The 18784-nt window shown below is 38.0% G+C and carries 17 protein-coding genes; 4 read left to right on the top strand and 13 right to left on the bottom strand.

The annotated features are described in order from the left end of the window. Position 1: 1 nt before the first annotated feature. The 6 genes from pcaF to chuA form a co-directional block, all read right to left on the bottom strand. Positions 2-1213: a 3-oxoadipyl-CoA thiolase gene (pcaF, locus tag F928_RS09460; RefSeq protein WP_005074009.1), complete on the bottom strand. Its 1212-nt coding sequence runs from the start codon at positions 1211-1213 to the stop codon at positions 2-4. 12 nt (positions 1214-1225) lie between these two features. After that, positions 1226-1879: a 3-oxoacid CoA-transferase subunit B gene (gene pcaJ / locus F928_RS09455; RefSeq protein WP_005074007.1), complete on the bottom strand. Its 654-nt coding sequence runs from the start codon at positions 1877-1879 to the stop codon at positions 1226-1228. Between the two features lie 18 nt (positions 1880-1897). Further along, entirely contained in the window at positions 1898-2569 is a 672-nt protein-coding gene (locus tag F928_RS09450) for a 3-oxoacid CoA-transferase subunit A (protein WP_005074004.1), read from the bottom strand. Between the two features lie 346 nt (positions 2570-2915). Beyond that, positions 2916-3632, bottom strand: a complete 717-nt coding sequence (gene ispD, locus F928_RS09445; protein ID WP_005074002.1) for a 2-C-methyl-D-erythritol 4-phosphate cytidylyltransferase — start codon at positions 3630-3632, stop codon at positions 2916-2918. After that, positions 3598-3987, bottom strand: coding sequence for a cell division protein FtsB (gene ftsB, locus F928_RS09440; protein ID WP_005069056.1), 390 nt, complete (start codon positions 3985-3987; stop codon positions 3598-3600). The genes ispD and ftsB overlap by 35 nt, the downstream gene beginning before the upstream one ends. Before the next feature lie 275 nt (positions 3988-4262). Continuing rightward, positions 4263-6455: a TonB-dependent siderophore receptor gene (gene chuA / locus F928_RS09435; protein ID WP_005074001.1), complete on the bottom strand. Its 2193-nt coding sequence runs from the start codon at positions 6453-6455 to the stop codon at positions 4263-4265. 374 nt (positions 6456-6829) lie between these two features. Between chuA and F928_RS09430 the strand changes: the two genes are divergently transcribed. Beyond that, positions 6830-7510 (top strand): hypothetical protein, encoded by a 681-nt coding sequence (locus F928_RS09430; protein WP_005073998.1) that lies wholly within the window; start codon positions 6830-6832, stop codon positions 7508-7510. A 365-nt stretch (positions 7511-7875) separates the two neighbouring features. Further along, complete coding sequence (locus F928_RS09425; protein WP_002121037.1) at positions 7876-8553, top strand: DUF421 domain-containing protein; 678 nt, start codon at positions 7876-7878, stop codon at positions 8551-8553. A gap of 83 nt (positions 8554-8636) precedes the next feature. On the opposite strand, the gene eno is transcribed toward F928_RS09425, so the two are convergent. The 3 genes from eno to pyrG all read right to left on the bottom strand — a co-directional run bounded on the left by eno (position 8637) and on the right by pyrG (position 12515). Then, on the bottom strand, positions 8637-9926 hold the full coding sequence (eno, locus tag F928_RS09420) for a phosphopyruvate hydratase (protein WP_002121066.1): 1290 nt from the start codon (positions 9924-9926) through the stop codon (positions 8637-8639). A gap of 63 nt (positions 9927-9989) precedes the next feature. Continuing rightward, complete coding sequence (gene kdsA / locus F928_RS09415; RefSeq protein ID WP_002121042.1) at positions 9990-10847, bottom strand: 3-deoxy-8-phosphooctulonate synthase; 858 nt, start codon at positions 10845-10847, stop codon at positions 9990-9992. 30 nt (positions 10848-10877) lie between these two features. Continuing rightward, on the bottom strand, positions 10878-12515 hold the full coding sequence (gene pyrG, locus F928_RS09410; RefSeq protein WP_002121060.1) for a CTP synthase: 1638 nt from the start codon (positions 12513-12515) through the stop codon (positions 10878-10880). A 223-nt stretch (positions 12516-12738) separates the two neighbouring features. On the opposite strand from pyrG, the gene F928_RS09405 reads away from it, so the two are divergent. Together F928_RS09405 and F928_RS09400 are read left to right on the top strand one after the other, a co-directional pair. Then, positions 12739-13182, top strand: a complete 444-nt coding sequence (locus F928_RS09405; protein WP_005073995.1) for a hypothetical protein — start codon at positions 12739-12741, stop codon at positions 13180-13182. A gap of 241 nt (positions 13183-13423) precedes the next feature. Then, the gene (locus F928_RS09400; RefSeq protein ID WP_005073993.1) at positions 13424-14269 is read left to right on the top strand and encodes a metal-dependent hydrolase; all 846 of its coding nucleotides are present in this window, start codon (positions 13424-13426) and stop codon (positions 14267-14269) included. Positions 14270-14331: 62 nt separating this feature from the next. Here F928_RS09400 and F928_RS09395 read toward each other — a convergent pair whose 3' ends face one another. The 4 genes from F928_RS09395 to F928_RS09380 form a co-directional block, all read right to left on the bottom strand. Further along, positions 14332-15426, bottom strand: coding sequence for a YheT family hydrolase (locus F928_RS09395; protein WP_005073992.1), 1095 nt, complete (start codon positions 15424-15426; stop codon positions 14332-14334). Positions 15427-15445: 19 nt separating this feature from the next. Further along, the gene (locus tag F928_RS09390) at positions 15446-16162 is read right to left on the bottom strand and encodes an SGNH/GDSL hydrolase family protein (protein WP_002121091.1); all 717 of its coding nucleotides are present in this window, start codon (positions 16160-16162) and stop codon (positions 15446-15448) included. A 37-nt stretch (positions 16163-16199) separates the two neighbouring features. Beyond that, positions 16200-16607, bottom strand: a complete 408-nt coding sequence (locus F928_RS09385) for a nuclear transport factor 2 family protein (protein ID WP_005073989.1) — start codon at positions 16605-16607, stop codon at positions 16200-16202. A gap of 71 nt (positions 16608-16678) precedes the next feature. Further along, positions 16679-18703 carry an NADPH-dependent 2,4-dienoyl-CoA reductase gene (locus F928_RS09380; RefSeq protein ID WP_005073986.1) on the bottom strand — a complete coding sequence of 675 codons (2025 nt, stop codon included), beginning with the start codon at positions 18701-18703 and terminating at the stop codon, positions 16679-16681. Between the last annotated feature and the right edge of the window lie 81 nt (positions 18704-18784).

Genomic DNA, 18784 nt, shown 5'->3' with positions numbered 1-18784 from the left:
ATTAGACTCTCTCAATAATCAAAGCAATGCCTTGGCCCACACCAATGCACATTGAACACAAGGCATAACGACCACCTGTTTGCTCAAGTTGGTTCAAGGCTGTGGTCACAAGGCGTGCACCTGATGCACCAAGTGGATGGCCTAATGCAATTGCACCACCGTTTGGGTTTACCTTATTGCTATCATCTGGCAAACCTAAATCACGGGTCACTGCCAAAGCCTGTGCAGCAAAAGCTTCATTGAGCTCAATTACATCCATCTGCTCTAAAGTCAGGTTGGCTTGTTTAAGTAATTTCTTAATGGCTGGTGCTGGAGCAAAACCCATAATGCGTGGTTCTACACCCACTGCTGTTGAAGCAATAATCTTGGCACGGGGTTTTAAGTTATAAGCCTGAACCGCTTCGTCAGATGCAATCAGTAGAGCTGCTGCGCCATCGTTGATGCCTGAAGCATTCCCCGCAGTCACAGAACCCTCTGCTTTAACCACAGGTTTAAGTTTGCTTAAAGCTTCAAGGGTGGTCGATGCACGTGGATGTTCATCGGTATCAATCACAACAGCATCACCCTTACGCTGAGGGATTTCAACTGCCACGATTTCTTTAGAAAAAAAGCCTTTGGCTTGCGCGCTTGCGGTGCGTTGTTGGCTCACCAAGGCAAACTGGTCTTGATCTGCACGATTGACGTTAAACTGTTCAGCAACGTTTTCGGCAGTCTGGGGCATGGTATCTACACCATACAATTCTTTAAGTTTAGGGTTAATAAAGCGCCATCCCATAGTGGTGTCTTCAATCTTCTGGCTACGGCCAAAAGCACTGTCTGACTTACCCATCACATAGGGTGCACGGCTCATACTTTCTACACCACCGGCAATCACCAAATTCGCTTCACCTGCTTTAATGGCACGGGCAGCAATGGCAATCGCATCGAGTGAAGAACCACACAAACGGTTAACGGTAGTTGCCGGTACCTGATACGGTAAACCTGCAAGCAGTGCTGACATACGGCCGACATTACGGTTATCTTCACCGGCTTGGTTGGCACAGCCATAGATCACATCATCGACCTGTTCCCAATCTACACTTGGGTTACGCTGCATGAGGGCTTTAATCGGCACAGCACCAAGGTCATCGGCACGGACGGGTGCAAGGCCACCGGCATAACGGCCAAATGGAGTACGGATGGCATCGATGATATAAGCATTTTTTAATGTCATTTCCCTACTTCCTTACTCTTGAGTCGCATCAATCAGAGTTGCACCCGTTAAAGCCTGTAACTCATCAAAGCTAAGACCTTCAACTTTCTCAATCACCTTTAAACCATCTTTAGTCACGTCAATCACACACAGGTCCGTGTAAATACGGTCAACACATTTTTTACCTGTTACTGGATAAGTTAGCTCAGCCACAATCTTCGGTTCACCTTGTTTGGTCACATGATCTGTAGTGATAAATACTTTCTTGGCACCCACAGCCAAATCCATCGCACCACCTACCGCAGGAATCGCATCCGGTGCTCCCGTGTGCCAATTTGCCAAGTCACCATTCGCGGCAACCTGAAATGCACCAAGTACTGCAATATCAAGGTGACCACCACGCATCATCGCAAATGAATCACCATGGTGGAAAAAGCTGCCGCCTTCAAGCATGGTCACAAATTCTTTACCCGCATTAATCAGTTCAGGGTCTTCTCCACCTGCAGCTGGCGGTGGGCCAAAAGCCAATAAACCATTTTCAGAATGAAGAAAAATATCTTTATCGTTAGGTAGGTAGCTGGCAATTTTGGTTGGTAGGCCAATACCCAAGTTCACATAGGCGCCATCTGGAATATCTTGTGCCACACGTTGTGCAATCTGGTCACGGCTGAGTTTCTGGTAGCTCATGTTATTTCTCCTTATTGCTTACTGTGCTGGCGCTACTTGTACAACGTGCTGTACAAAGATACCCGGGGTGATAATGTGCTCAGGGTCTAATCCACCTAGCTCTACCACTTCAGAAACCTGAGCAATGGTGACATCAGCAGCCATCGCCATAATCGGGCCAAAATTACGTGCAGATTTACGGTAAACCAGATTGCCCCAGCGATCGCCTTTGTAGGCTTTAATCAAGGCAAAGTCAGCCTTGATTGGATATTCAAGTACGTAATCTTTCCCATCAATCTCACGGGTCTCTTTACCTTCGGCCAAAAGAGTTCCAAAGCCTGTTGGGGTAAATACAGCGCCTAGACCCATACCAGCTGCCTGAATACGGCAAGCCAGATTACCTTGCGGGACCACTTCAAGCTCGATCTTTCCAGCACGGTACAATTCATCAAACACATAAGAATCTGACTGACGTGGGAAAGAGCAGATGACTTTTTTAACCGAACCAGCTTTAAGTAGTTTCGCCAGACCATAATCGCCATTACCGGCATTGTTACTGACGATGGTTAAATCTTTAACACCGAGTTCAATAAGACCGTCAATGAGTTCAGCGGGTTGTCCTGCGGTACCGAAACCACCAATCAGAATGGTTGCACCATCTTTAATCTGCGATAGAACCTCGCTTAGTGAGGACTTACTTTTGTCAATCATTAGACAACTCCATTGTGCTCATTGAAGAAGAGAGATAAGAGAGTTAGGCACACTGAGGCGAGAAGAATAGATAAATATTTCACTCAATCCCGAGTGTTTCCCTTAGATTTCCCTTTTAAACATTTTTGATAATTTTCGTATTTTGATCTAGTAAGCTACATACAGTTTTGTTCGGTATAAATATATTTTGTTCGATGATCGAACATTATCTAAGTAAATTACTCAACTAATCTTATAGACTTGGGATGTAAAAAAACATTAATTCTTATAAATAGATATGTAGAAATGAAATATTTACTTAGGCTATTTTAGAATTAAAACTACAACCTATTATTCGATTTTTATCTTAAGACTGTGATTGTAAAATTAAACGTGCAAGCTCTAAATCATCAGGATAAGTAATTTTAATATTATCAGAACGCCCCATCACAACCTGCACAGTTTCACCCATATATTCGAGTGCGCTTGCCTCGTCGGTAATAGCAATGTTATTTTCTAAAGCGTATTCAATTGCTTTTTTGAGCTTCCCAATTTTAGAAATTTGAGGCGTTTGAGCCTGCCATAATGAATCCCGACTTACCGTTTTATTAATATGATTATTTGCCTCAACCTGTTTTAAAGTGTCACGAACAGGAATCGCTAAAATAGCACTATGATTTGATTCAATTGCATTTGCCACAAGCGCATTTAAACAATCAATTGTTACACAAGGCCGAGCTGCATCATGCACAAGTACCCAATCATTTTCATCAGCAAAAGTTAAAAGATGATTTAATGCGTTTAATACCGAATGGACTCGTTCCGCCCCACCCATACAAAAATGGGCCTTATCTATATCTTGAAATGCGAGAGTCTGAGCAAAAGTATCTTGGGTACCAATTGCCAGAACATAACCATTTAATGGAAGTTGACTTATGCGCCGAACAGTATGTTCTAAAACAGTCGTATTCTGAATATATTGATACTGTTTCAATTCAGTTTTAGAAAATCGACTTCCTGACCCTGCAGCTGGAATAACTGCCCATAATTTAGTCTGGGATATCTGGGGATGCAGGTGTCTCATTCGTTTCCAAATCAACTTTAGCGTTCGGGTCAATATAAATAGGCTTGTAATGGGTACTGATGGTACTCATTTGAACAAATGTCTCATGTGGTTTAACCAAACCAAGATCAAGGCGAGCATGTTCTTCTATTGCTTCTGTACCATTTTTCAGGTCAAAAACCTCTGCTGCCAAAATACGGTTTCGTTCTTTAAGCTCTTCATTTACTTCAGCTTGTTGCTGAATTTGTTGCATGAGAGCTTGATGAGGGAGATAACCACCCTCACCTAACCAAAATTGATATTGCAGTATGGCTACTAAAACAATAACCAGTAGCAATATCAGTTTGCTTGAAGTGGATCGAAATACTTCTAACATATCATTAAGATTTTTAATTAAAAACTTTCGTTAAGAGATTGTATTGTATAGTAATTAAGAAGTAGCATGCGAAATTCCTGCAAAAATTTAAGCAAAATTATTAATGGGCATATTACTTTAATTGACCATTGTGACATGTTTCATTTTGTCAAAAATGAATGGAATTTGAAAGGGAAATAATATTTATAAGTACAACTGCTTATAAATCAATCTACGCACAAAAAAGCCCTCTTTTGAGGGCTTTTATAAATCGGTTACTTATGAGTATGTCTATATCAAAAATTATAACGAACACTCAGCGTTGCATTTCGTGGTGTTCCCCAGTTCATTGAGTTTTCACCAATACCTTCATAATATTTCTCATCAAAAATATTATCGATGTTAAATTGAAGTTTAATATTTTTATCTACTTGATAGCCAAGCATCGCACTTGCTAAAACATAAGCATCTTGCTCAATGCGAGAGCTTCCACTACCCGTATAGTATTTACTCTTATAATTTAAGCCAAGTCCTGCACTCCACTGATTAACTTTGTACTTAACAAATAAATTTGAAGTTGTTCGAGAGTTTGTCGTATTAACCTTCGTACCCTTTGCATCTTTTGCTTCAAAATTAGCAATACCGAAATTAATAGCCCAGTTATCGTTAATTTCCCCATCAGCTTCAAACTCAAAGCCTTTACTTTCAACCCCATCTACAGCGCGATAGGCCTGTTCTGTAGTTTGTATACCATTACGGACAATAAATACTCCAGGTATCAATTCAGCAAAATTAGACTGTTCTATTCGAAATACTGACAATGCTGTATTTAAACGCCCTCCAAACCACTCACTTTTTAAGCCGGTCTCATAACTCTTACCTTTAATCGGGTCAATATATTGATCATTTACATCTTTACGATCTTGAGGTTTGAAAATTTCTGTATAACTCGCATAGACAGAATGATCTTGGGCAAAATCATAAATAGCGCCAATATATGGTGCTAATTCATTGTTAAATTCACGGTTACCTTTGTCATTTTCAGATTTATATTTCCAGTTAGATAAACGTGCACCAGCAATAATTTTCAAAGGGTCCAGAATTTGAAATTTACCCGCAATATATGCAGCAGTTTGTGTGGTTTCATTGAGTGCATTTTTGCCGTTTAAAACAACAGGCTGAAGCAACTCTTGAGCTATATCATTATAGTTAAGCGGACCACCTAAATATTTTTCAATGTCTTGGTTTTTGTTAGATCCACCAAAAAGATCTTTGGTCTTTTCATTCTTATTCCAAGATCCGCCAATAATGATTTCTTGTGGATGATTAAAAAGCGTAAATGGGGCATTAATAAAAATATCAATATTGTTTTCTTCACTCGCAGCTTTTGCTCCATATACAGAAACATAATCAGTTTTATTCTCAGAATTATCATTTGGATTTTCTAATGGACTGGTGTTGGTTGCCTTGTCTACTCTTCCAGCTGTATATAACAACATTGAGTCCGTATCTTCTTTGCGGAAGGTATAAGCAATATTTAAATTAACGTCATTAAATAAATTCTGCTTTAAGTTCGCAAACACTGCCGTTGTATTCACATCCCAATATGTCCAAGGCGCACTTACTGTTAAGCTTCTAGAAAAATTGGTACGGGTCCCATCAGTATAAAAAGCAGGTGTACCACCCCAGCGGATACCATCACGATGCAATTCTTGATAAGTAGCTCCAAGTGACATACTTGTTTTATCGCTCAGATCATAATCAAGGGCACCATAAAATACATTCCGTTCTTTCTCATAAAAATCCATAAATGAATTTTCATCAGAATGCTTCACAAACATACGTCCACGCAATGAACCATCAGCGTTAAGCGGTGCAGAAATATCTGCCGAACTACTCCAAGAGTTCCATGAGCCTAATGATGTACTGACATTACCACTAAGTTCTTTTGAGTTTGCATGTTTACGAATCATGTTCAGCGCCATCGCTGGATTTCCCGCACCTGTGGTTAGGCCATTAGCACCTTTCACCACCTCGACGCGATCATAAATATCTAAATCAAGGTCCCCTGTACCTAAATTGATCGTGCTCGGTATTCCATCTATTAAGTAATAATCTACCTCAAAACCACGCGCATAAACTTTCTGACGCTCATCAGTACGTGACGTCGAAACACCCGTAATATTGTTCATTAAATCTTGAAAAGAATCGATTTTCCGATCATCTAAATATTCACGGGTTAAAACCTTCACCGACTGTGGTGTTTCACGAAGAGATAAATTTAATTTTGTAGAAGTATTTGTGCTTTTTGCTGTATAGCTGCCCGAACCTTCGGTAACAGCGGAATCTTCTTCTGCTTGCACTTTTATCGTTTCTAAAGTGGCTGTTCCATTTGTCTCATCTGCATAAACAATTGAAGGAGCAATTAAAGCCATAGCAAGTGCTAAGGGATGAGATGTAAACGCTTTTCTAAAGGGCGGAGTGTACATAAGAAAATTCCATAATAACCAATGTGCTGTGCGAGATTCCTTAGCCTTTTGCTACTTTGGTCCTTGTTACACAGCAGCAAAAGTCGGCACAAAAATTAACATGAATGATAATTGTTATCAACAATATATTAATAATTATTCCTATTTGTTTAAATTAAATTATCAATGGTTCTAATCACTTATATATTTTCACTCTCTTTAAACCTTGTTTGGTCATCACATCTTTTAAATTTATTGCTCTTTCAATTAGCCAATAAAATGTTATGCACTAGTTTTATGATTAACTCAAAAAATAATAAACTAAACAGTATTTTCTTTTATATTTTATTATTCTTCTCAAACCTCTTAAGAGAGAATAAAAGGTACAAGTTGTAGTGCATAAAGTTTTAGCATTTTCTTTAGTAAGCTTAGGTTTGAGCGCTTGTAATAACCATACTGATGATAGTCCTTCAAAAATAATTAATATGAAGGATAACCATAAGCAACATGAAAAAATTAATACTTATATATATGAATATAATGAAATTATTTGCAAATTAAATACAGAACAAGACCAAACAACTGCTCACTTAAGATTTAAAAAATTATTGAAAAAGATACCTTCTAACGAGAACAACCTAAATATTTTAAAAACTAAACGCAAAATACTTGTACATTTAGGTTGTCTTAATGAAGCATATAGTGTTACCGAAAAAATACTAGCTAAAACAGATAGTTCAAAGCTACAAGAGATGCAATGTATTTTTTTAAGCAAAATGAAAAGAGACCCTTATCAAATAAAAGAATGCTATGAAAAAACTGCAAATAGTTATTTAACCGAGATAAATTTGATCCCAAAAGCTGCTTTAAGATATCAATATGCTTTATGGGGACACTATGCAGCGATGTTCAATGCTGGCCATATAGAATACAAAGACAAACTCCAAGAAATTATCGACTATCATAATATTGAAGATCACAAAAAAACTTATCAACAAATGTATAAAAATATTATGGATCCTCATGCTTTTCAAAAACGTTTAGATGCCATCCCCTATACCTCTAATTGTCGTTAAACTATCTTATTAAATATAATAAATTTTTGATTATTAATCATATTCATATCTTTCTTAAGGAGAATTTATTTAATAATAAGAAATAACTCACAAAGTATATCTTTTATATTTTTTATCTCTCATGTAAATGCAAGCTCATATAAAGTAAAAGTACCTTTTTAATAGATCTACTTTGCAACAAATCAGCTTGGTCACGCTATCAACAGTAAACTTCTTCGTAGAGAATTAGTTGAAATAAATTTATAAAAAGTCACATATATTTCGAGCTTTTAACTAATAACTACCTAAAAAGTATATTTTTTTATTTTTTACTTTGTTAAGAATTTATAAGGATCTCTTCTAACTATTTTAATAAGGAGAAAAAAATGGATTTTTTTAATATTTTCATTGGTGACACGACTTGGAAATTTGTTTTAGAAATTTTGGTTCGATGTACCGTAATGTTCATCATCATTATTAGTTTTTTAAGATTATCCGGTAAACGAGGTATACGTCAGCTCTCCCTTTTTGAACTCGCCATTATTTTATGTTTAGGTTCAGCCGCCGGTGACCCGATGTTTACCGAAGACTTACCTATTGCCCATGCCTTCGTCGCGTTTGTTGTTATTCTTTTTCTTTATCGCTTTGCTACATGGAGTATGGTAAAGCATAAAAAAATTGAAGATTTACTAGAAGGAAAAGCGCTTTGTATTGTTAAGGATGGCCTTGTAGTCTACAAAGATTTCCAAAAACAATCATATTCGCATGATGAGTTTTTCTCAGAAATGCGTCAACAAAATGTTGAGCACCTTGGACAAGTAAGAACAGCCTTGTTGGAGTCGGACGGTATTCTCAGTCTGCTTTATTTTGAGGATGAAGATGTAAAATGGGGCTTGCCACTATTCCCTGATGCCTACATTAAAGCCGATGTACTGAAACTTAATACTTTTTATTCATGTATGAAATGTGGTGAAACAAAAATTTTAAATAAGATCGATCAAGAATGTACCCGCTGTAAACATCACAGTTGGGCTGAGTCTTTAAAAACACGCCGATTAGGATAATAAAAAAGGTGCTATTTCCTATTAAAAACAGAAAATAGCACCTTCAAATGTTAAAAAATTAATTTTAACTTTTTATTTAAAGATTAGTTTAAACCTTTAAATTCAGCTTTACCGCGGTAAGCAGCTTTAGTCAATTCTTCAATACGAAGTAATTGGTTGTACTTAGACACACGGTCAGAACGGCAAAGTGAACCAGTCTTGATTTGACCAGCAGCTGTACCTACTGCTAAGTCAGCAATAGTAGAATCTTCTGTTTCACCAGAACGGTGAGAAATAACAGTCGAATAACCATTTGCTTTAGCAAGATAGATTGCATCTAAAGTTTCAGTCAAAGTACCGATCTGGTTGTATTTGATTAAGATTGAGTTACCAACTTTTTCATCAATACCACGTTGTAAAATCTTAGGATTAGTTACGAACAAGTCATCACCAACCAATTGGATTTTATCACCAAGGATTGAAGTCAAGTAGCTCCAGCCTTCCCAATCAGACTCATCAAGACCATCTTCGATTGAGATAATTGGATATTGATTTACAAGACCAGCTAAATAATCTGCAAACTGATGGCTTGTAAATGCACGGTTACCTTCACCTTCTAAAACGTATTGACCGTTTTTGTAGAATTCTGAAGATGCGCAGTCAAGTGCAAGCATCATGTCTGAACCAGCTTTGTAACCAGTCAATTCAATTGCTTGTAAAATGATTTGAATTGCTTCTTCGTTAGAACGTAAGTTAGGAGCAAAACCACCTTCATCACCCACCGCAGTATTCAAACCTTGTTTCTTTAAAACTGATTTTAAAGAATGGAATACTTCAGCACCAGCACGTAAAGCTTCAGCAAATGAAGTGAAACCTACAGGCTCAATCATGAACTCTTGAATATCAACAGTGTTGTCCGCATGCTCACCACCATTTAAGATGTTCATCATCGGTACAGGCATTGTCAAAATTGTTTGACCACGAAGATCTGCGATGTATTGGAAAAGAGGAAGTTTCTTTTCTTCAGCAGCAGCGCGCGCAGCAGCCAATGACACAGCTAAAGTTGCGTTAGCACCTAATTTCTCTTTGTTTTCAGTACCGTCAAGCGCGATCATTGTATTATCAATGTCTTTTTGCTCAAAAACTGATTTACCCAACAAAGCATCACGAATCAACGTATTAACGTTATTAACTGCTGTACGAACGCCTTTACCTAAGTAACGCGATTTATCACCGTCACGTAGTTCTAAAGCTTCACGAGAACCAGTTGAAGCACCAGATGGTGCACATGCACGACCAACAACCCCAGATTCTAAAATTACGTCTGCTTCGATGGTTGGGTTACCACGAGAGTCCAAAATTTCACGTGCACGAATGTCAACGATTTGGCTCATGAACAATTCCTCTTTGAATGAATATGAGCTGCGGTTAAAGCAGCGTAAGGGTTATAAAACAACTCAATGGGTGTCTAACTTTTTGAATCCTTTAACTAAAGTATCCAATTCTTTGATTTGTGCCAAGAACGGTTCAAGTTGCGACATACGTAATGCACAAGGTCCATCACATTTTGCATGTTCTGGGTCTGGGTGTCCTTCCAAGAACAATCCAGCCAAACCAGTTGCCATTCCAGCGCGTGCTAAAGTTGTAATTTGAGCACGACGACCACCTGCTGAGTCAGAACGACCACCAGGGGTTTGTAATGCATGTGTCACGTCAAAGAAAACTGGCACATTCATTTCTTTCATTGTGTCAAAGCCAAGCATATCTACAACAAGATTGTTATAACCAAATGCTGAACCACGTTCACAAAGAATAAGTTTGTCGTTTCCTGCTTCTAAACATTTGTGCAGGATATGGCGCATTTCATGAGGTGCTAAAAACTGGGCTTTCTTAATATTAATAATAGCCTGTGTTTTCGCCATCGCCTCGACAAGATCAGTCTGACGACTTAAGAAAGCGGGTAATTGAATAATATCGGCTACTTCTGCAACTGGTGCAGCCTGATATGGCTCGTGCACATCAGTAATGATAGGAACATTAAAATGTTTTTTAATATCACCTAACCATTCGATACCTTTTTCAAGTCCAGGACCACGGAATGAATGCAGACTAGAACGATTTGCTTTATCGAAACTCGCTTTAAATACATAAGGAATATCTAAGCGTTTGCAAATATCAACATAGGTTTCTGCAATTTCAAAAGCTAAATCTTTTGATTCAAGTACGTTCATTCCGCCAAATAATACAAATGGCAAATGATTTGCCATTTGTATATCGCCTAAACGTACAACTTCTTGTGGTTTTAATTGTGACATTTAAACTTTCCCAGTTTATTTAAAATCGCATTATTTACTTTTTTGATGCTGTGTTTTTGCAGCGTCAATAAAACTAGCAAATAATGGATGTCCATCACGTGGTGAACTTGTAAATTCCGGGTGGAATTGTACAGCAATAAACCAAGGATGTTCAGGAATTTCTACAGTTTCAACTAAATGTTGTGCTGAAGAGTAACCTGAAATCTTCATACCAGCTTGTTCAATCGACTCGATGAAACGGTTATTCATTTCATAACGGTGACGATGACGCTCAGTGATTTCAGCTTTACCGTAGACTTCACGTGTTTTTGTGCCTTCAACCAATTCAGATTTTTGAGCACCTAAACGCATAGTTCCACCTAGGTCAGACTCAAGGCTGCGTTGTTGTAATTCACCGCGCTCATCTAACCATTCAGTAATTAAACCAATGAGTGGATATTTTGTAGAACGGTTAAATTCTGTAGAAGAAGCTTCTGGCATACCTGCAACATGGCGAGCGTATTCAATAACAGCCAATTGCATGCCTAAACAAATACCCAAGAATGGGATTTTGTTTTCACGTGCGTATTGAATAGCTTTCATTTTGCCTTCAGTACCACGTTCACCAAAACCACCTGGAACTAAAATTGCGTCAGCTGTACTTAAAATAGATACGTCTTGGCTTTCAAGTTCTTCAGCGTTGACATAATCAATTTGTACTTTTACGCGATTTTTAATACCTGCGTGTAATAACGCTTCATTCACAGACTTATAAGCATCTGGTAATTCAACATATTTACCAACCATAGCTACACGTAAAGTGTATTCAGGATTTAGTAATGCTTCGACTACATTATCCCAATCTTCTAGGTTTGCTTCTGGAAGATCATTAAATCCAAAACGCTCACAGATCAAATCATCAACGTTTTGTTCATAGAATGTACGTGGAATTTGATAAATCGTTTTCGCATCTTTACATACCACTACAGCACGCGCTTCTACGTTAGTGAACAATGCAATTTTGCGTTTAGTGTCAACATCCACATCATATTCAGTACGGCAGATAAGAATATCTGGCTGAATACCAATCGAAAGCAACTCTTTTACAGAGTGTTGAGTTGGTTTTGTCTTAAGCTCTGCTGCAGATTTGATATATGGCAACAAAGTTAAATGCATAAGCATGGTTCTTTTATGACCAAGCTCAACCATTAACTGACGAACTGACTCCATAAATGGAAGTGATTCGATATCACCTACCGTACCGCCAATTTCTACGATAGCAACATCGTAGCCTTCACCTGCGCGAAGTACGCGTTCTTTAATGTTGTCAGTAATATGAGGAATAACTTGAACTGTACCACCAAGATAGTCACCACGACGTTCTTTATTTAAAACGTCCTGATATACACGACCACTGGTAAAGTTATTAAGTTTGGTCATTTTCGCACGACGTAAGAAACGTTCGTAATAACCCAAGTCTAGATCAGTTTCGGCACCATCCTCTGTGACAAAAACTTCACCATGTTGGAAAGGGCTCATTGTCCCTGGATCGACATTAATGTAGGGATCCATTTTAACCATTGTGACTTTTAAGCCACGGGCTTCCAAAAGTGCAGCAACTGAAGCAGCAGAAATACCTTTACCTAGCGATGAAACTACACCACCAGTGACAAAAATAAAATGGGTCATTAAGTTTCTCGTACAATCAAGCCGAAATCGGCCTACAATGTTTGGCAATTTTACTGTACTCTGCCCCTATAAAGCAAAGTCAAACCGCATCAATTCAAAGATCATTAAACAACTGGCTATTCTATCAGCATTTTTAATAAAAATTTAGGTCAATCTCACATGATTTTTTCATTCTCTTTTGCTGTTATAATGCCAGCTCCTCAATTAAATGTTGTTTAGGACAATGGCAAATAAAAAACTTTTAATCTGTGCTGCAATTGCTGCTGGACTATTGTTAACCGCATGTGTCAAAAAAGAAACACCTAAAGAAGAAGAGCAAGAAAAGGTTGAAACTGCTGTTTCAGAACCTACACCTGCTGAACCTGCAAAATTTGAGTCTCTAGAAAGTGTTCAAACTGAAGAAGCTCAAACTCAGGAACCAACGCAAGTTGAGGTGCATCGCGAAGAAACAGCAAATACGACAACTGAAATTCGCCGTGAAACTCGCCCTGCGCAAGCTGAGCAAAATTCACAAACAAATGTTTCTGAGCAACCTAAAGCAGAACCGAAGCCAAAACCTGAACCAAAAGCAGAGCCAAAACCATCTAAGCCAGCTGAACCAGCTCAAAGTGAAGATGATGCTGTTGCTGCTGCAATTGCGGCTGCTACTCCAGCGCTTAAGAACTAAGTTCGTATGCGAATATGCCCAAATTGAACCATCAGTTTGGGCTTTTTAAATATTATTTAAATTATCAACACAATAATAAGTTTTACTTTTCTTTCTATTTATCTTTAAAGTTTTCTTAGTTATCAATTAGGGACAATCTACTTTTTCTGCCAAAAAAAGCATTGACGATAGATATAGGGCGATGTAGTTTTTGATCAAGTTCCTTTTTGGAACTTTAATTAAAAGAAGATTGGAGCCTAGAATGAATACAGTATCAAATCGTGCCCCCGCCTCATTTCCAGTCCGTCGTATGGACTATAATTTTGAAAACGTACCTCGCTACTGGTGTAATAACGAGCCTACTTTTACACATTATTTTACTGGTTTATCAACATTGTTCCCTGAAGGTGAATCATATTTTGTTCGCTCTGTTCGAGCTTTACGCGCCAAAGCAAAGTCGAATGAAATTTTAGATCGGGAAATCAGTGCTTTTATTGGCCAAGAAGCAATGCACTCTAAAGAACATCATGCTTTTCATGTAAGTGCACAGCAATATGGTTTAGATCCTCAATCTTTAGAAAAAGTAACTGGCATCGTTTTAAAAACTATTGAAAAAGTTTTTAGTAAAAAATGGAATTTGCTTGTAACAGTAGGTCTAGAACATTACACAGCAGTACTTGTGGTTAGTATGATGCAATCCGTTAATGAATTGATGACGGACTCAACTATTCGCAATTTATGGCTATGGCATAGTATTGAAGAAACTGAACATAAAGCTGTGGCCTTTGATCTCTATCAACATTTATATGGAAGCGGCTTAAGTGCATACCTTCCTCGCATTACAGTCTTTACTTTAAGTCTATTTTTGATTACCGGTTTTTCAACAATTTATCAATTTGTTCTTATGAAACGGGATCATCAACTTTTAAATTTCAAATCTTGGCGTAAGTTCTTTAGTTTTGCGAATAAACAATATAGAACATTGATCCCCCAATTTTTTGATTATTATCGCTTTGACTTTCACCCCAACCAAACAGATGAAAAAGACCTCGTGGCTAGCACAAAAATCAAAATTGGATTAAAAGATCCCACATTGCTTTTATCTTGATCTAATAAATTATAAAGCCCATCTGTTGAATGGGCTTTATTTAACTTATTGCAAAGTTACCGTTATTGCTTATGTTCGACCAAAAAATAATTTGATATTAATTTGGCTGCCCATGAAGTACTTTTCCAACCTTCGTAAAAACCACAATGACTTCCTTTTTTTGTGGTGATTACCGCAATATTACTCATTTGCTGAATCGTTTCTTTGTAAGGCTCCAAATTTTTAATAGAGCAAACAGGATCATCCTCAGCATTAAGAATCATTAATGGTATTTTTACATTCTCAAATACATAAATTGGATTAATGGCTTGGCAATAACTTTGATAATCCTCAAAGCCAGCCATTTCAAAATATTCTTTCTCAAACTCTTCCAGACTTGTGGTCGCCAGAACTTTTTCAATAGAAGAAAGTTGGTTCCATGTATTTTGATAAGGATGAATAAAATACTTGAATAACTTTTTGGTCATCATTTTGCTATAAAACGGATGAACATTTTTAAAGCCAATCTCTGTGTTGTAGCCTGGACACATTGCAAAAGCAGCTTTAAATGGCGTGTCAGTACCTTGCTCTCCTAAGTAGCGAACCAGTAGTCCTGTTCCAGCAGAGGAACCTACGGCGTATAAATCCGATTTAGGGAATAATTTTTGAATATGCTCAAGTTGCTCTTTAAGATCGCTTGTTGACCCAAAAAGAGAAATCTGTGGTACAGGCATAGGTAAGCCAGCATGCCCACGGCGTAAGCATAGAGCTATTCTCCATCCTGTATAGTGATGTATATCTTTTACAAGTTCACGCATACTTTCAGGTGTCCCTGTAATGGTATGCATAATGACAACTGTTGGAATGTCTGAAGGAAGATCATAGCCATACCACGTGATCGCAGTTACGCCACCATCTTTCATGGTGAGCTGATCAATACGATCGTATTCAAGCTTAATGGTTTTTTTTCTAATAATATCAAAATATAAAAGATGCACGTGATTGTTGCTTAACCACGGTGTGGGCCGATATTTTTGCTTGAGCTGGGGCAATTTCTCCAGAATATCTTTTATTTTCCCATTTGGGTCATAATAGATTTTTGGCTGTTCGGCACCTAATACCGAATCGAACAATTCTGAACCGAAAGCTTTAATTTTATTTAAAGTAGATATGCCCATTTCCAATCACTACCTCTGATTATGAGTTAAATGATTGCCGCACTAATGCTGCAACCTGTTGTCCCCAAATTGCATAAATTTCCTTACTCGGATGAAAGCCATCACTTGCCATAGGCAGATTCATCGCTTGAAAATGCCCAATATCATATTGAACGAATCTAAATTGGTTTTGTGATTCTAACCATTTATCTAATGTCTGATTCATTTGTTCCGCATATTTTCCAAACAACCAAGCCAATGGATTTGGTAACGCTGGAAAATGCTGCATAGGTGGTACACCAGAAACAATAATGAGCTTAGGCTGAAAACGTGCCTGTATATATTGAAATAATTGTTTTTGTTGTTTTATCCATGAACTTGCTGAGGTTAATTTTGTTACATCATTAACACCAATCGACGTAACCACCACATCGTAATTTTGTTGCTCTAAATGCTGTACTGCTTGAAAAACCTGCTTAGTTGTATCACCTGTTTTTGCATGTAGTTTCCAGCGTATCGAATATTGATCTTGCAACTCAGAAATGATTGCACCAGATAAAGCATCTTTTTGGTTTTCTACCCCAACACCTGCTGCGGCAGAGTCTCCTAAAATAAGTAATGATAGAGGTCTTCCCTTGCCAACGATGCCTTCTCTATCACCGCTTGCTTCTAGCAGTCGTGGTGTATTCTTACGAACCTTTGTTCCTTGTACAAACAGTACTGGAAGCAATGCTAGAGTTGAAAGCTTTAACCACATTTTATTGATCTCTATCTTACCAGACTATTTACTAAAATTATTGAGGTTGAAACTTAGCAATTCTTATACCCATTTGTTCAGCCAATGCAGCTAAGCCACTCATTGGACGTATCATTACTTCAAAATCAATAATTTTGCCTTGTTCATTAAAACGAATCATATCAATACCTTTTAATGATTTACCACTGACATTCGCACTGAACTCAAGCACTACATTTTCACCGTCTTCTGTGTAGAACTCACGATGATAAGTAAAGTCTTCGAACACCTGAATCACATTGGTAAGAATGAAGAAAACAACCTGCTTTCCTTCATAAGGTTTGTAGGCAACTGGTGAGCGAAAAACTACTTCATCCGCCAACAAATCATTTAGCTCGGACAAGTTACCAGCCTGAACCATTTCATGCCATTTTTCTAAAGACTGTTTTGTTGTTTCGAGTGTCATTGTTTTTATATCCTATAATTTAACCAAAGAAGTAACGGGCATTTCTCTTTAAAAGAAATGCCCATAAAAATTTATAGTGTCGCTGCTAATTCAGCGCCTTGGCGTATTGCACGTTTTGCATCCAGTTCACCCGCCTCTTTAGCACCACCAATTAAATGAACATTTTTTCCATCTGTTTTTAATTGATCATACATTGCAGTAAATGACTCTTGGCCTGCGCAAATCACCACATGATCAACCTCAAGTACACTTGGTTTCCCGTCCACAGTAATATGTAAACCTTGGTCATCCACTTTGTCATATTGCACTCCTGCAAACATTTTGACCTGACGGTTTTTAAGCCCTGTACGATGAATCCAGCCTGTTGTTTTACCTAAACCAGCACCTACAGCAGCAGTTTTACGTTGCAGTAAATAAATTTCTCGTTCAGATGCCTCAACTTTTGGCTGTTTTAAACCACCTACATGTTCATATTGAGTATCGATTCCCCATTCTTCATAGAACTTTTCTGGATTTAAACTGCCACTTTCACCTTCATGAGTAAGATATTCAGCTGTGTCGAAACCAATACCACCCGCTCCAATAATGGCAACACGTTGGCCTACTGGCACACGCTCTTTTAAAACCTGCAAATAGCTCAGCACTTTAGGATGATCAATTCCCTCAAACTGTAATTGACGAGGTGTTACACCTGTTGCAACCACAATTTCATCAAAATTTGCCTGGCTTAATTCTTCGTAAGTTGCTTGATGGTTTAATACAAGTTCAATGTTTGGTCGCAATTCAATTTGACGACTAAAGTAGCGTAAAGTTTCGTAGAACTCCTCTTTTCCAGGAACTGTTTTTGCAATATTAAACTGACCACCAATTTGATGACTTGCTTCAAAAATTTTAACTTGATGCCCGCGATCAGCTGCATATACCGCAAAACTTAAACCTGCCGGACCTGCGCCAATAACAGCGATACTCTTTTTCACCTGAGCTTCTTTAAAGATCAGTTCAGTTTCATAACATGCACGCGGGTTTACTAAACAAGTTGCAATTTTCATTGAGAAAATATGATCTAAACAAGCTTGGTTGCACCCAATACACGTATTAATTTCATCACTGCGGCCTTCACTTGCTTTCAAGACAAATTCAGCATCCGCTAACATTGGTCGTGCCATAGACACCATATCAGCATGACCAGATGCCAATACATGTTCAGCCATTTCAGGCGTATTGATTCGGTTAGAAGTAATTAAAGGGATAGAGACTTCACCTTTAAGTTTTTCAGTTACCCAAGTAAATGCAGCACGAGGAACTTTGGTTGCAATTGTAGGAATACGTGCCTCATGCCAGCCAATACCTGTATTGATAATTGTTGCGCCTGCTTTTTCAATTTCTTTTGCAAGCTGAATCACTTCATCAAAACTTGAACCGCCTTCAACTAAATCAAGCATAGATAAACGATAAATAATGATAAAATTTTCACCAACTAAAGCACGCGTGCGCTTTACAATTTCAATTGGAAAGCGGATACGATTTTCGTAACTACCGCCCCATTCATCATCACGATGATTCGTTCGAGCTGCAATAAATTCATTAATTAAATAACCTTCAGAGCCCATGATTTCTACGCCATCATAACCCGCATACTGAGCAAGTTTGGCGCAGTTGGCAAAGTCATCAATGGTTTGTTGTACTTCGGCAGAACTTAAAGCTTTAGGCTTAATCGGGTTAATAGGGGCTTGAATTGCTGAAGGTGCAACGTTATTTGCCTGATAAGAATAACGACCCGTATGTAAAATCTGCATAGCAATTTTACCCCCAGCTTCATGCACAGCTTGGGTAATCACTTTATGTTTTTCAGCTTCTTCAACTGTATCTAGTTTGGTCCCGTGGCTAAATACAACACCATCATCATTTGGAGAAACACCGCCAGTTACAATTAACCCCACATCACCTTTCGCACGCTCAGCATAAAATGCAGCCATGCGCTCATATCCTTGCGGTGCTTCTTCTAATCCAATGTGCATCGACCCCATAAGCACACGATTTTTTAAAGTAGTAAAGCCTAAATCAAGTGGCTTTAATAAATGTGGATAAGCTGACATATTTTCTCCTATGGCTAGCAATAAGCTTGCTAATGCAACTTGTTGCATAAATTTATAATCAAATTTTGACTTTTATGCAAC

The sequence above is a fragment of the Acinetobacter pittii ATCC 19004 = CIP 70.29 genome, assembly GCF_000369045.1.
Lineage (GTDB): Bacteria > Pseudomonadota > Gammaproteobacteria > Pseudomonadales > Moraxellaceae > Acinetobacter > Acinetobacter pittii.
The sequence above is the reverse complement of the archived record's forward strand: the minus strand, read 5'-3'. Positions and strand labels throughout refer to the sequence as shown.